Genomic DNA, 12,777 nt, shown 5'->3' with positions numbered 1-12,777 from the left:
CAACCCTAGGAAGGGTTACTATCCATCGGTAAGTAGTTACCTGGAAGTGCGTTCATACCCCGGAGGTGAGCGATGGCGACCATGACCGCGGCCCAGCGGCGCGAGCAGGCCCGCACCGAGTACGACGCGTTCCTCAGGGCCTGCCCGACCAACCAGCTCCTGGACCGCATCAGCGACAAGTGGGTCAGCCTCGTCGTCGCCGCCCTCGCCGCCGGCCCCATGCGCTACAGCGACCTCAGCCGCAAGATCGCCGGCGTCAGCCCGAAGATGCTCACCCAGACCCTGCGCTCCCTGGAACGCGACGGCATCCTCAGCCGCACCGTCACCCCGTCCGTCCCGGTCCGCGTCGACTACGAGCTGACCCCGCTCGGCCGCAGCCTCAGCCTCCTCCTCACCGCCGTGAAGGACTGGGCGGAGACCCACTTCGACGAGGTCCACCGGGCCCGCCGGCGCTACGACGGCGACGACGGTCAGAAGTAGTACGTGTCGCCGGTGTCCAGCACCAGCACCCGCCGCCGCTCGTCGTCCCGGCCCCGGTCGGCCGTGCCGCCGCTCCACACCGCGGTGAACTCCATCAGCACCTCGGACGGCGCCCCGCGCAACCCCACCCGCAGCCGGACCTGCACCCCCGGCCCGCCCGCCGGCAGCGGCCCGACCCGGCACAGCACCGCCCGCCGCTCCGCGCGCACGCACCCGCCCGGCAGCGCGAGCCGGTCCTCCAGGGGCGCCGACCAGCGCAGCCGCACGGTCGCGTCCGGCACCGCCGCGGGCCCGTGATTGCGGGACAGGAACCGTACGTCCAGCCGCCCGTCCGCCAGCACCGCGGCACCGTGGAACGACAGCTCCGCCTCGGCCGCCCGGCCCCGCGCCACCGCACCGGACCCGGCCTCCGCACCGGACGCCGCCCCGGCACCGGGCGCCGCCCCCGCGACCAGCGCCAGCACCGCCGCACCCACCGCACACGCCCGACCGACCATGCCGCACCGCTCCTTCACCGCCGGGCCCCGCGCCGGGACCCACCCAGCGCATGTATGCCACGCGGCAGCGGCGGCAGGCGCCGTCCATCAGGTGACGGCCGCGCGTCACCGCGGACCCGGCGCTGTGCCAGGCTGACCGGCATGCTCGTCCTGCGCTCCGCCGCCCTGTTCGTCGTCGCCGCCCTCTTCGAGATCGGGGGCGCCTGGCTGGTCTGGCAGGGCCTGCGCGAGCACCGCGGCTGGCTGTGGGTGACCGGCGGGGTGCTCGCCCTCGGCGCGTACGGCTTCGTCGCCACCTTCCAGCCGGACGCCCACTTCGGCCGCGTCCTCGCCGCCTACGGCGGCATCTTCGTCGCCGCATCGATCCTGTGGGGCGTGCTCGCCGACGGCTACCGGCCCGACCGCTGGGACATCACCGGCGCGCTCGTCTGCCTCGCCGGAATGGCCGTGATCATGTGGGCGCCGCGCGGCGGCTGAACCACACCGCGCGGAGCCCGCGCCCGGCTCAGCCCTCCTCGGACAGCAGCCCCAGCTGGTCGAGGAAGGCCAACTGGTCGTAGTAGACCCGGTAGCTGACGATCAGCCCGTCCCGGACCGTCGCGAGGTCGACACCACGGATCCTGACGTCCCGGTCCGTCGGGGGCAGCGACTCACCGGACGGCAGCCGCAGCGGACCGGTGTTCCGGCCGCCGAACCACCCCTCGTCGATCGCCGTGTCCCCCACCTCGTACGCGTTCACCGGCTCGAACACGGCCTCCGGCACCGCCTCCGTCATCTGCCGCCACCACTCGACGACGCCGTCCCGCCCCTCGAAGTCCCCGTCCGGCGTCACCGCGACCGCGTCCGGCGCGAACAACCCGGCGAGTGCCTTCAGGTCCGGTGTCCCGGTGACCGACGCGGTCAGCCGGTCCATGACCTCCCGTGCCTCTCCCATGATCAGCCTCCGATCCGGAGGACCACCCGGCGAGGACCACCTCCGGCGGATCTCCCCTCGGGAGTCACTCCACGGCAACCCCCCACCGGCGGCCCCCACAGGGCTCACCCGCCGGCGGCCCCCGCCGCGGATCACCCGCCGCGGACCGCCCACCGGCGATCCCCCACCGGGAACCACCCGTCCCATTCTCCCACCGGGACCCCCGCCTATCCTGGCGGGAAGCACCGCCCGCACCACCCGACGCACCACCGGGTGCGCCCGTCCCGCCCGCCCCCTTCCGAGGAGCAGCCGATGACCCCGCCCGCCGCGTCCCGCATCGCCGTCGTCACCGGGGCGAGCAGCGGAATCGGCGCCGCCACCGCCCGGCAGCTCGCCGCCGCCGGATACCGCGTCGTCCTCACCGCCCGCCGCAAGGACCGCATCGAGGCGCTGGCCGAGGAGATCACCGCGGCGGGCCACTCCGCGACCGCCTACCCGCTGGACGTCACCGACCGCGCGGCCGTCGACGAGTTCGCCACCGCCTTCCGGACCGTCGGCGTGCTCGTGAACAACGCGGGCGGCGCCCTCGGCCTCGACCCGGTCGAGAGCGGCGACCCCGCCGACTGGCGGCAGATGTACGAGACCAACGTCATCGGCACCCTCAACCTCACCCAGGCCCTGCTGCCCAAGCTCGAGGCCAGCGGCGACGGCACCGTGGTCGTCGTCTCCTCCACCGCCGGCCACGGCACCTACGAGGGCGGCGCCGGCTACGTCGCCGCCAAGCACGGCGCCCACGTCCTCGCCGAGACGCTCCGCCTGGAGATCGTCGGCCGCCCGGTGCGGGTCGTCGAAGTCGCCCCCGGACTGGTCAAGACCGAGGAGTTCGCCCTGACCCGGTTCGGCGGCGACAGCGAGCGCGCGGAGAAGGTCTACGAGGGCGTGCCGGACCCGCTGACCGCCGACGACGTCGCCGACACCATCACCTGGGCCGTGACCCGCCCCAGCCACGTCAACATCGACCTGCTGGTGGTCCGCCCGCGCGCCCAGGCCTCCAACACCAAGCTGCACCGCGAGAGCCGCTGACCGGCCTCCGGCCGGCCCGCCCGGCAGCCACGTAGGCTCGCGGACGTGGACAGACACATACCGTTCGCCGGTCTGCACAACTTCCGCGACCTGGGCGGCTACCCGACGACGGACGGCCGGCGCGTCCGCCCCGGCCGCCTCTACCGCTCGGACTCCCTCGGCAAGCTGGCCCCCGGCACCCCCGACTGGGACCGGTTCCTCTCCCTGGGCATCGGCACGGTCATCGACCTGCGCCACCCGTGGGAGATCGACGCCCGCGGCCGGATCCCCGAGCACCCGTCCGTCACCTACCACAACCTCAGCATCGAGCACCGCCCCTACAACCAGGCCGCGCTGGGCCCGGACGTCGACCCGGGCCCCTACCTCGCCGAACGCTTCATGGAAGTCGCCGAGGACGGCACCAAGGAGATCCGCCGGGCCCTGGAACTCGTCACCGACGCGGCCCGCTCCGCCACCCCGCTGGTCTTCCACTGCGCCTCCGGCAAGGACCGCACCGGCGAACTGGCCGCCCTGCTCCTCACCCTCCTCGGCGTCGACGAACCCACCGTCGTCGAGGACTTCACCCTCACCGAGCTCGCCACCCCCGCCCTGCGCGCGGAGTGGACGGCCCGCAACGACGGCCGCGTCCCGCACTGGCCCGGCTTCGGCCACGCCCCGGCAGCGGTGATGCGCCTGTTCCTGACGGCGCTCAAGGCCCGCTACGGCTCCGTCGAGGGCTACGTCGAACAGGCCCTGTCGATGAACGCGCGGGACCTGGCGGCAACCCTGCGCGCCCACCTGCTCGAAGCGCCCCCGGCCGGCCGGCCGCCCCTCACCCTGCGCCCGGCGACGGACGCGGACGCCCCCGCCCTGGTCCGCCTGCGCGACACGGCCGCGCTGTGGCAGCTGGCCCGGGGCATCGACCAGTGGAAGCCGGGCGAGAAGGACGAGGCCCACTTCCGCACCCGCGTCCGCGAGGGCGAGGTCTGGCTGGCCCACGCCGACGGCCGGCTGGCCGGCGCCTACGAGCTGTGGTGGACCGACCCGGCGGCCTGGGGAGAGCGCCCGCCGGACGCGGGCTACATCCACCGCCTGATGACGGTCCCCCACACCTCCCCGCCCGGCACCGGCCGCGCCCTCCTCGACCACGCCGAGTCCCGCATCAGGGCCGCGGGCCGCCCGTACGGCCGCCTGGACTGCCTGTCCACCAACCCCCGCCTGCGCGCCTACTACGAGTCCGCGGGCTACACGGTGACCGGCGAACAACCCGCCAAACAGGACGGCACGGGCAGCCCGTACGCGGTGACCCTCATGGAGAAGCGGCTCGGCTGACCGCGTCCGGCCAGGGGCCGGAGACGTTGCCGGGAGGGTGTCCCTAGCCCTTCACGCAGACGACCTGCTTGAGCTTCGCGACGACCTGGACGAGGTCCCGCTGCTGGTCGATGACCTGCTCGATCGGCTTGTAGGCGGCCGGGATCTCGTCCACGACACCGGAGTCCTTGCGGCACTCCACGCCCCGCGTCTGCTCCTCCAGGTCCTTCGCGGTGAACCGGCGCTTGGCCGCGTTGCGGCTCATGCGCCGGCCGGCCCCGTGGGACGCGGAGTTGAAGGACTTCTCGTTGCCGAGGCCCTTCACGATGTACGAGCCCGTGCCCATGGAGCCCGGGATGATCCCGTAGTCCCCGGACCCGGCCCGGATCGCGCCCTTGCGGGTGACGAGCAGGTCCATGCCGTCGTACCGCTCCTCCGCCACGTAGTTGTGGTGGCAGCTGATCTCCTGCTCGAAGACCGGCTTGGCCTTCTTGAACTCCTTGCGGATCACGTCCTTCAGGAGCGCCATCATGATCGAGCGGTTGTACCTGGCGTACTCCTGCGCCCAGAACAGGTCGTTGCGGTACGCCGCCATCTGCGGGGTGTCCGCGATGAAGACGGCGAGGTCGCGGTCGACCAGGCCCTGGTTGTGCGGGAGTTTCCGGGCGATGTCGATGTGGTGCTCGGCGAGTTCCTTGCCGATGTTGCGGGAGCCGGAGTGCAGCATGAGCCAGAGCGAACCGGTCGAATCCAGACATACCTCAACAAAGTGGTTGCCCGACCCGAGCGTCCCCATCTGCTTGCCCGCGCGCTCCTGGCGGAACTTCACCGCCTCCGCGATGCCGTCGAACCGTCCCCAGAAATCGTCCCAGCCCGCGGTGCCGAACCCGTGCAGCCGGGCCGGGTCGACCGGGTCGTCGTGCATGCCCCGGCCCACCGGGATCGCCTGCTCGATCTTCGACCGCAGGCGCGACAGGTCGCCGGGCAGGTCGTTGGCGGTCAGTGACGTCCTGACCGCCGACATCCCGCACCCGATGTCGACCCCGACCGCCGCCGGGCACACCGCGCCCCGCATGGCGATGACGGAGCCGACGGTCGCGCCCTTGCCGTAGTGGACGTCCGGCATGACCGCCAGTCCCTTGATCCACGGCAGGGTCGCGACGTTGCGCAGTTGCTGGAGGGCGCCCTCCTCGACCGTCGCGGGGTCGGCCCACATCCGGATCGGCACCTTCGCGCCCGGCATTTCCACGTACGACATAAGTCCTCATCCCCCGCCAGTCATCGCAAGATTCTCGAAGCGCAAAAACCGGCGCCAAGGTCGACGAAAGGGGCATCGGACCGGCGTCCACGGCTGCGCGTGCGATAGACATTGTGTCCCGGGCAGTCATCGGCCCGGCAACCGATTTACCACCGTCGAGAGGGGCCTGACCGTGCAGCGGAAGGCGTTCGTACCCGGCATCGCCGCGCTCCTCGCGGCCCTGCTGGCCGGCTGCACCGGTGGTTCCGACGACGGCGGCAGCACCGACGGCGCCAACCCGGACGGCGGCGGCACCGCGACCCAGGCCGCCGAGCCCGGCCGGTACCGGACCCTCCCGGAGGCCTGCGGTTCGGTCGCCCAGGACACCCTCGACGCGCTGCTGCCGGGCATCGTCCAGCTCACCGACGAGGAGCAGCGCGAGCGGGCGTACGAGGGCGAGGCGGTCCCCACCTTCGACAACGACCGCAAGGTGGGCTGCCGCTGGAAGGTGTCGTCCCCGGCGGCCACCAACTACCTGTTCGTGGACATGGAGCGGGTGGTGTCCTACGACACCACGGTCAGCGACGCGGTCCAGGCGCAGCAGCTCTTCGCCGTCAAGCGGACGGCGGCCGACCTGCCGCAGCCGGCGGTGTCCGCGTCCGGCGCCTCGGAGGACCCGTCGGACGGCCCGTCGGGAGGGCCGTCGGGAGGGCCGTCCGGCGGGGCGTCCTCCGGGGGTGCTTCCCGGGGGGCCGCCGGGGGTGACCCGTCCAGGGCCGCTTCGGACGCTCCGAGCTCCTCGGGCGCCTCCTCCCCGTCCTCCTCGGCGTCCGCCTCCGAGTCGCCCGGTGCCGCCTCCACCGGCCTGGAGCCGCGCGTCCTCGACGACCTCGGGGACGAGGCGTTCCTGGACGACGAGCTGGGAAGCGGCGGTTCGACGGCCGAGCACCGCAGGGTGACTGTGGCGTTCCGCACGTCGAACGTCATCGTGACCATCGAGTACGAGGAGCAGCCGGCGATCGTCGGCACGGTCCCGGACAGTGAGGAAATGCAGGACAGGGCGCGGAACCTGGCGTCCCAACTGGCCGATTCGCTGGCCGGTTAGCGGCCCGCGGGCCCGTCCGGGAGATCCGCGGAAGCGGGCCGCGCGGTTGCCGTACCGCGTACCGTGGCCCCTCGGACCCGATCCGACCGCAGGAACACGAGCGTCATGAGTGAAGGAACCATGCAGCGACGAGCACAGCGAGCCGACCAGCGTGAGATGCGTGATGAGCGGGCCGGGCGGGCCGGGCGGCGCGGCCGCGTCCTGGTCTCCTTGGCGGCCCTCCCCGTGATCCTGCTCGCGGCCGGCTGTTCCTCCGACTCCGGTCCGGACGACGAGGCGAAGGCGTCGGCGAGCACCAGCGCGTCCGTGAGCCCGTCGCCGACGGTGGAGGCGGCGGTGTACCGCACGCTGCCGGAGCCCTGCGAGGTGCTGTCGAAGAAGACGCTGGGCGAACTGGTGCCGAAGGGTACGAAGTCGGGCAAGGAGGGCAGTTCCGACGACACCGCGTCGCGGGGCAGCTGCTCCTGGAACAGCCTCGACAACAACGGGGTGAAGGGTTCCCAGTTCCGCTGGCTGAACGTCTCCCTGCTGCGCTTCGAGTCCGATGTGACGCGCGGCTCGGGTGAGGAGCTGGCGCGGGAGTACTACGGCAAGCAGGTCACCGACGTGCGCTCGGCGGAGGGCGCCAGGAACACCGAGGTGAAGCCGTTGGCCGGTACCGGTGACGAGGCGACGGTGGTGGCGTACGACCTGAAGAAGAAGGAAGGGACCTTCAAGCAGCAGACGGTCGTCGCGCGTGTCGAGAACGTGGTCGTCACCCTCGACTACAACGGCGCGGGCCTGGCCGGTGACAAGACCCCGGACGGCGGCGAGCTGCTGAAGGACGCCGAGAAGGCCGCCAAGGAGGTCGTCGCCGCGGTGGCCGAGGCGAACGAGCAGGGTTCGTCGGCGAAGGTCCCGGGTTCGGGCTCCTCGGCGTCCTCCGGCTCGGCGGGATCGTCGGGTTCCTCCAAGTCGCCCGCGAAGTCGGGCACTTCGTCGAAGAAGCCGGCGAAGTCGAGCTGACGCGGGGGGTCACGAAAAGGCGGCCCCCACCGGACCGGCCACTCGTTCCCCGCACACATGTGCCACTCTGTTGCGCGCAACAACAGCCAGTGGGAGGGGAGTACGGGTGGCCGCGCCCATACAGCTGACACGGACGCACCGGATACTCATCGGCGTGGTCGTGGCCGGTGCCGTGATCATCGCGGGCATCGGCTTCGCCGGTTCCTACGCCGCCGTCCGGGAACTGGCCCTGAAGAAGGGCTTCGGGGACTTCAGTTACGTCTTCCCGATCGGCATCGACGCGGGCATCTGCGTCCTGCTCGCCCTGGACCTGCTCCTCACCTGGATCCGCATCCCCTTCCCGCTGCTGCGCCAGACGGCCTGGCTGCTGACCGCGGCCACCATCGCCTTCAACGGCGCCGCCGCCTGGCCGGACCCGCTGGGTGTGGGCATGCACGCGGTGATCCCGGTGCTGTTCGTCGTCGCGGTGGAGGCCGCCCGGCACGCGATCGGCCGGATCGCCGACATCACGGCCGACAAGCACATGGAGGGCGTCCGCCTCACCCGCTGGCTGCTTTCGCCGGTCCCCACCTTCCTGCTGTGGCGCCGGATGAAGCTGTGGGAGCTGCGCTCGTACGACCAGGTCATCAAGCTGGAGCAGGAACGTCTCGTCTACCAGGCCCGGCTGCGTTCCCGGTTCGGCCGCGCCTGGCGCCGCAAGGCCCCGGTGGAGTCGTTGATGCCGCTGCGCCTGGCACGTTACGGCGTCCCGCTCGCGGAGACCGCCCCCGCGGGCCTGGCCGCGGCCGGCATCGAGCCGGCCCTGCTCCCGCCGGCCCCGCAGCAGCCCCAGCTCGCCGCGGCGCCGACGGTCCCCGTCGCGCAGCGGACCGCCCCCGCCCGTGATCCGGAACCGGACGCCGAGCCCGACCAGAACCCCTGGCTGCACGCCCGCGACCCGCATTCCGTGCAGTACCAGGGCGGCTACGACCCGAACTACGACCCGGACGCCGCCTACGCCCAGTGGTACGAGGAGCAGCGGCAGGCCGAGGAGTACGAGGACCAGTACCAGGAGGAACCGGAGCCGCTGCCCTCCCCGGAGGACACCGGCAGCTTCCCGATCCCGGTGGGCCCGAACCGCACCCGGGAGCTGGGCGAGGGCGGCGGCCCGCCGGAGCCCGACGAGGAGGCGTTCTACCAGGTGTTCCGCCAGTCGATAGACGGCAGCTTCCCCACGCCGGGCGTCCTCGGTGACAACATCGAGGCGACCTACGGCACGAAGCTGTCCCCGAGCGCCCTGAAGGTGCTCTCGGACCGCTTCCAGCAGCGCTTCAACGCGGAGCTGGAGGAGGACCACATCGCGTAGGTCCCGCGGACGACGCGAGAGGGGGCGCCCGGTGGACACCGGGCGCCCCCTCTCGCGTGGCGGGATGCGTCACTCGTCGCCGTGCGGGACGGCTTGCTCGCCGAGCAGCCGCCGCACCCGCTCCTGTCCCACCGCCAGCAGCAGGGTGGGCAGCCGCGGGCCGGTGTCCCGGCCCACGAGCAGGTGGTAGAGCAGCACGAAGAAGGACCGCTGGGCGGTCTTGATCTCCGGCGGCAGCTCCTTGGGCGTGGCGTCGGCGGAGAACCCGGCCTGGACCTTCGGCACGCCGTAGACCAGGTGGGTGAGCCCGTCCAGCGACCAGTGGTCGGCGAGGCCGTCCAGCAGCAGCCGCAGCGAGCCCTGCGCCTGCTCGTCGAGGGACTTCAGCAGGTCGAGGTCGGGCTCGTCGCGGACGATGGTGCGCTGGTCGGCGGGGACGTGGGTGTTGATCCACGCCTCGGCCTTGTCGTACCGGGGCCGGGCCTCGTCGAGCGAGCCGAGCGGCTGGTCGGGGTCCAGCTCGCTGAGGATGCGCAGCGCCTGGTCCTCGTGGCCGGCGGTGATGTCGGCGACGGAGGCGAGCGTGCGGTACGGCATCGGGCGGGGCGTCCTCGGCAGTTCGCCGGCGGCGGTGCGCACCGCGCGGGAGTGCGCGGCGACGTCGGCGGGCAGGGCGGTGCCGTCGGCGACCTTGGCGTCGAGCTTGTCCCACTCGTCGTAGAGCCGCTGGATCTCCTGGTCGAAGGCGATCTTGAAGGACTGGTTGGGCTTGCGGCGGGCGTACAGCCAGCGCAGCAGCTGCGGCTCCATGATCTTCAGCGCGTCGGCCGGGGTGGGCACGCCGCCCTTGGACGACGACATCTTCGCCATGCCGGAGATGCCGACGAAGGCGTACATCGGGCCGATCGGCTGCTTGCCGCCGAAGATGCCGACGATCTGCCCGCCGACCTGGAACGACGATCCCGGGGAGGAGTGGTCGACACCGCTCGGCTCGAAGATCACGCCCTCGTAGGCCCAGCGCATCGGCCAGTCGACCTTCCAGACCAGCTTGCCGCGGTTGAACTCGCTGAGCCGGACCGTCTCCGAGAAGCCGCACGCGGTGCAGGCGTACGTCAGCTCGGTGGTGGTGTCGTCGTAGGCGGTGACGGTGGTGAGGTCCTTCTCGCAGTTGCCGCAGTACGGCTTGTACGGGAAGTACCCGGCGGAGCCGGAGCTGCCGTCGTCCTCGGACGCGGCGCCGGAGCCCTCGGCGGCCTCCAGCTCGGCCTCGTCGACCGGCTTCTGCCCCTGCTTCTTGGCGGCGGCCTTGGGCTTGGTGCGGTACTGGGCGAGGATCGCGTCGATGTCGGCGCGGTGCTTCATGGCGTGCAGGATCTGCTCCCGGTACACGCCCGAGGTGTACTGCTGGGTCTGGCTGATCCCGTCGAACTCGACGCCCAGCTCGCCCAGCGCCTCGATCATGGACGCCTTGAAGTGCTCGGCCCAGTTCGGGTACGGCGAGCCCTTGGGCGCGGGGACCGAGGTCAGCGGCTTGCCGATGTGCTCGGCCCAGGACTCGTCGACACCCGCGACCCCGGCGGGCACCTTGCGGTAGCGGTCGTAGTCGTCCCAGGAGATGAGGTGCCGTACCTGGTACCCGCGCCGCCGGATCTCGTCGGCGACCAGGTGCGGGGTCATGACCTCGCGCAGGTTCCCCAGGTGGATGGGGCCGGACGGGGACAGCCCGGACGCGACGACGACCGGTTTGCCCGGGGCCCGGCGCTCCGACTCCTCGATGACCTCATCCGCGAAACGGGAGACCCAGTCGGTGGTCTCGGTGCTCTGAGCCACGATCGGCACGTCCTCTTTTGCTGAAGGCTTGATGGTGGACACCATTCTCCCAGGCCCGGCCGTATCCGGGAAAACGCCTTTGCACCGCGGCCCCGGGCCGCGGCCGGAAATCGGCTGGACCCCCCGTGGGATACTGACCCTGTCTATCGGCCCACGAGGAGAACGGCACCCTTACCTATGGCCTCGGTCACGTCCCTCAGCGACTCCGTCCAGCAGCACCTCGCCGACGCCCTCGCCTCCGCCCTGCCGGAGGCCGACGGGGTCGACCCGCTGCTGCGACGAAGCGACCGGGCCGACTTCCAGGCCAACGGCATCCTCGCGCTGGCCAAGAAGGCGAAGGCGAACCCGCGGGAGCTGGCGACGCAGGTCGTCTCCCGGGTGACCACCGGTGACGAGCTGATCGAGGACGTCGAGGTCTCCGGCCCCGGCTTCCTCAACATCACGATCGCCGACAGGGCGATCACCGAGAACCTGGCCGCCCGGTACGCGGACGAGACGGGCCGCCTGGGTGTGCCGCAGACGGAGAACCCCGGCACCACGGTCGTCGACTACGCCCAGCCGAACGTGGCGAAGGAGATGCACGTCGGCCACCTGCGCTCCGCGGTGATCGGCGACTCGGTCGTCCAGCTCCTGGAGTTCACCGGCGAGAACGTGGTGCGCCGCCACCACATCGGCGACTGGGGCACCCAGTTCGGCATGCTCATCCAGTACCTGGACGAGCACCCGCACGAGCTGGACCACGAGGCCGACGAGGTGTCCGGCGAGGAGGCGATGTCCAACCTGGATCGCCTCTACAAGGCCGCGCGCAGGAAGTTCGACTCCGACGAGGAGTTCAAGACCCGCGCCCGCCGTCGGGTGGTCGACCTCCAGGCCGGTGACCCGCACACGCTCGCCATGTGGCAGAAGTTCGTCGACGAGTCGAAGATCTACTTCTTCTCCGTCTTCGAGAAGCTGGACATGGAGGTCCGCGACCCCGACATCGTCGGCGAGTCCGGCTACAACGACATGCTGGCCGAGACCTGCCGCCTGCTGGAGGAGTCCGGCGTCGCGGTCCGCTCGGAGGGCGCCCTGTGCGTCTTCTTCGACGACGTCAAGGGCCCCGACGGCAACCCGGTCCCGCTGATCGTGCAGAAGTCGGACGGCGGCTACGGCTACGCGGCGACCGACCTGTCCGCGATCCGTGACCGCGTCTTCAGCCTGAAGGCGACCTCGCTGGTGTACGTCGTGGACGCGCGCCAGTCCCTGCACTTCAAGATGGTCTTCGAGACCGCCCGCCGGGCCGGCTGGCTGAACGAGGACGTGAAGGCGTTCCAGCTCGCGTTCGGCACGGTCCTCGGCAAGGACGGCAAGCCGTTCAAGACCCGTGAGGGCGAGACGGTCCGGCTGGTCGACCTGCTCGACGAGGCGATCGACCGCGCCTCCGCCGTTGTACGGGAGAAGGCCCAGGACCTGTCCGAGGCGGAGATCGCCGAGCGGGGCGCCCAGGTGGGCATCGGCGCGGTGAAGTACGCGGACCTGTCGACGTCGGCGAACCGGGACTACAAGTTCGACCTGGACCAGATGGTCTCGCTCAACGGCGACACCTCCGTGTACCTCCAGTACGCGTACGCCCGGATCCGGTCCATCCTCCGCAAGGCCGGCGAGGTCCGCCCCGCCGCCCACCCGGAGCTGGAGCTGCACGCGGCGGAGCGCGCGCTGGGCCTGCACCTGGACACGTTCGCGGAGGTCGTGCGGGAGGCGGCGGCGGAGTACGCCCCGCACAAGCTGGCCGCGTACCTGTACCAGCTCGCCTCCCTCTACACCGCCTTCTACGACAAGTGCCCGGTGCTGAAGGCCGAGTCGCCCGCGCAGGTCGAGAACCGCCTGTTCCTGTGCGACCTCACGGCCCGCACCCTGCACCAGGGCATGGCCCTGCTGGGCATCCGCACCCCGGAACGCCTGTAACGGTCCGCGGACCGGCGGGCGTTGCGCTGCCGGGACCCACGAGTCCGG

At 71.8% G+C, this 12,777-nt stretch carries 12 protein-coding genes; 8 read left to right on the top strand and 4 right to left on the bottom strand.

From position 1 onward, the window contains the following. Positions 1–72 precede the first annotated feature (72 nt). Positions 73–480, top strand: coding sequence for a winged helix-turn-helix transcriptional regulator (locus SGLAU_RS19045; protein WP_043503082.1), 408 nt, complete (start codon positions 73–75; stop codon positions 478–480). On the opposite strand, the gene SGLAU_RS19040 is transcribed toward SGLAU_RS19045, so the two are convergent. Beyond that, a complete protein-coding gene (locus SGLAU_RS19040; protein ID WP_043503079.1) occupies positions 471–977 on the bottom strand; it encodes a hypothetical protein in 507 nt (168 codons plus the stop codon). The two genes, SGLAU_RS19045 and SGLAU_RS19040, sit on opposite strands and share 10 nt — an antisense overlap. Before the next feature lie 141 nt (positions 978–1,118). Here SGLAU_RS19040 and SGLAU_RS19035 point away from each other — a divergent pair, with 141 nt between their 5' ends. Continuing rightward, positions 1,119–1,454 carry a YnfA family protein gene (locus SGLAU_RS19035; protein ID WP_043503078.1) on the top strand — a complete coding sequence of 112 codons (336 nt, stop codon included), beginning with the start codon at positions 1,119–1,121 and terminating at the stop codon, positions 1,452–1,454. A 28-nt stretch (positions 1,455–1,482) separates the two neighbouring features. Here SGLAU_RS19035 and SGLAU_RS19030 read toward each other — a convergent pair whose 3' ends face one another. Beyond that, positions 1,483–1,911, bottom strand: a complete 429-nt coding sequence (locus SGLAU_RS19030; RefSeq protein ID WP_043503076.1) for an ester cyclase — start codon at positions 1,909–1,911, stop codon at positions 1,483–1,485. 291 nt (positions 1,912–2,202) lie between these two features. On the opposite strand from SGLAU_RS19030, the gene SGLAU_RS19025 reads away from it, so the two are divergent. Both SGLAU_RS19025 and SGLAU_RS19020 read left to right on the top strand, forming a co-directional pair. Beyond that, positions 2,203–2,973, top strand: a complete 771-nt coding sequence (locus SGLAU_RS19025) for an SDR family NAD(P)-dependent oxidoreductase (RefSeq protein WP_043503074.1) — start codon at positions 2,203–2,205, stop codon at positions 2,971–2,973. A 45-nt stretch (positions 2,974–3,018) separates the two neighbouring features. Further along, positions 3,019–4,284, top strand: coding sequence for a GNAT family N-acetyltransferase (locus tag SGLAU_RS19020; RefSeq protein ID WP_043503073.1), 1,266 nt, complete (start codon positions 3,019–3,021; stop codon positions 4,282–4,284). A gap of 43 nt (positions 4,285–4,327) precedes the next feature. On the opposite strand, the gene SGLAU_RS19015 is transcribed toward SGLAU_RS19020, so the two are convergent. Beyond that, the gene (locus SGLAU_RS19015; RefSeq protein ID WP_043503070.1) at positions 4,328–5,521 is read right to left on the bottom strand and encodes an RtcB family protein; all 1,194 of its coding nucleotides are present in this window, start codon (positions 5,519–5,521) and stop codon (positions 4,328–4,330) included. Positions 5,522–5,693: 172 nt separating this feature from the next. Between SGLAU_RS19015 and SGLAU_RS19010 the strand changes: the two genes are divergently transcribed. The 3 genes from SGLAU_RS19010 (at position 5,694) to SGLAU_RS19000 (ending at position 8,955) form a co-directional block, all read left to right on the top strand. Then, positions 5,694–6,605: a hypothetical protein gene (locus SGLAU_RS19010; RefSeq protein ID WP_043503068.1), complete on the top strand. Its 912-nt coding sequence runs from the start codon at positions 5,694–5,696 to the stop codon at positions 6,603–6,605. A gap of 105 nt (positions 6,606–6,710) precedes the next feature. Beyond that, positions 6,711–7,610 (top strand): DUF3558 family protein, encoded by a 900-nt coding sequence (locus tag SGLAU_RS19005; protein WP_078957779.1) that lies wholly within the window; start codon positions 6,711–6,713, stop codon positions 7,608–7,610. A gap of 106 nt (positions 7,611–7,716) precedes the next feature. Beyond that, positions 7,717–8,955, top strand: coding sequence for a DUF2637 domain-containing protein (locus tag SGLAU_RS19000; RefSeq protein ID WP_043503066.1), 1,239 nt, complete (start codon positions 7,717–7,719; stop codon positions 8,953–8,955). 69 nt (positions 8,956–9,024) lie between these two features. On the opposite strand, the gene lysS is transcribed toward SGLAU_RS19000, so the two are convergent. Then, the gene (gene lysS / locus SGLAU_RS18995; protein ID WP_043503064.1) at positions 9,025–10,794 is read right to left on the bottom strand and encodes a lysine--tRNA ligase; all 1,770 of its coding nucleotides are present in this window, start codon (positions 10,792–10,794) and stop codon (positions 9,025–9,027) included. Positions 10,795–10,962: 168 nt separating this feature from the next. Between lysS and argS the strand changes: the two genes are divergently transcribed. After that, positions 10,963–12,729: an arginine--tRNA ligase gene (gene argS, locus SGLAU_RS18990; protein ID WP_043503062.1), complete on the top strand. Its 1,767-nt coding sequence runs from the start codon at positions 10,963–10,965 to the stop codon at positions 12,727–12,729. Positions 12,730–12,777 lie beyond the last annotated feature (48 nt).

It is taken from the genome of Streptomyces glaucescens (assembly GCF_000761215.1).
Lineage (GTDB): Bacteria > Actinomycetota > Actinomycetes > Streptomycetales > Streptomycetaceae > Streptomyces > Streptomyces glaucescens_B.
Note: the sequence above shows the minus strand (reverse complement) of the source record. Positions and strands in the feature narration are given on the sequence as shown.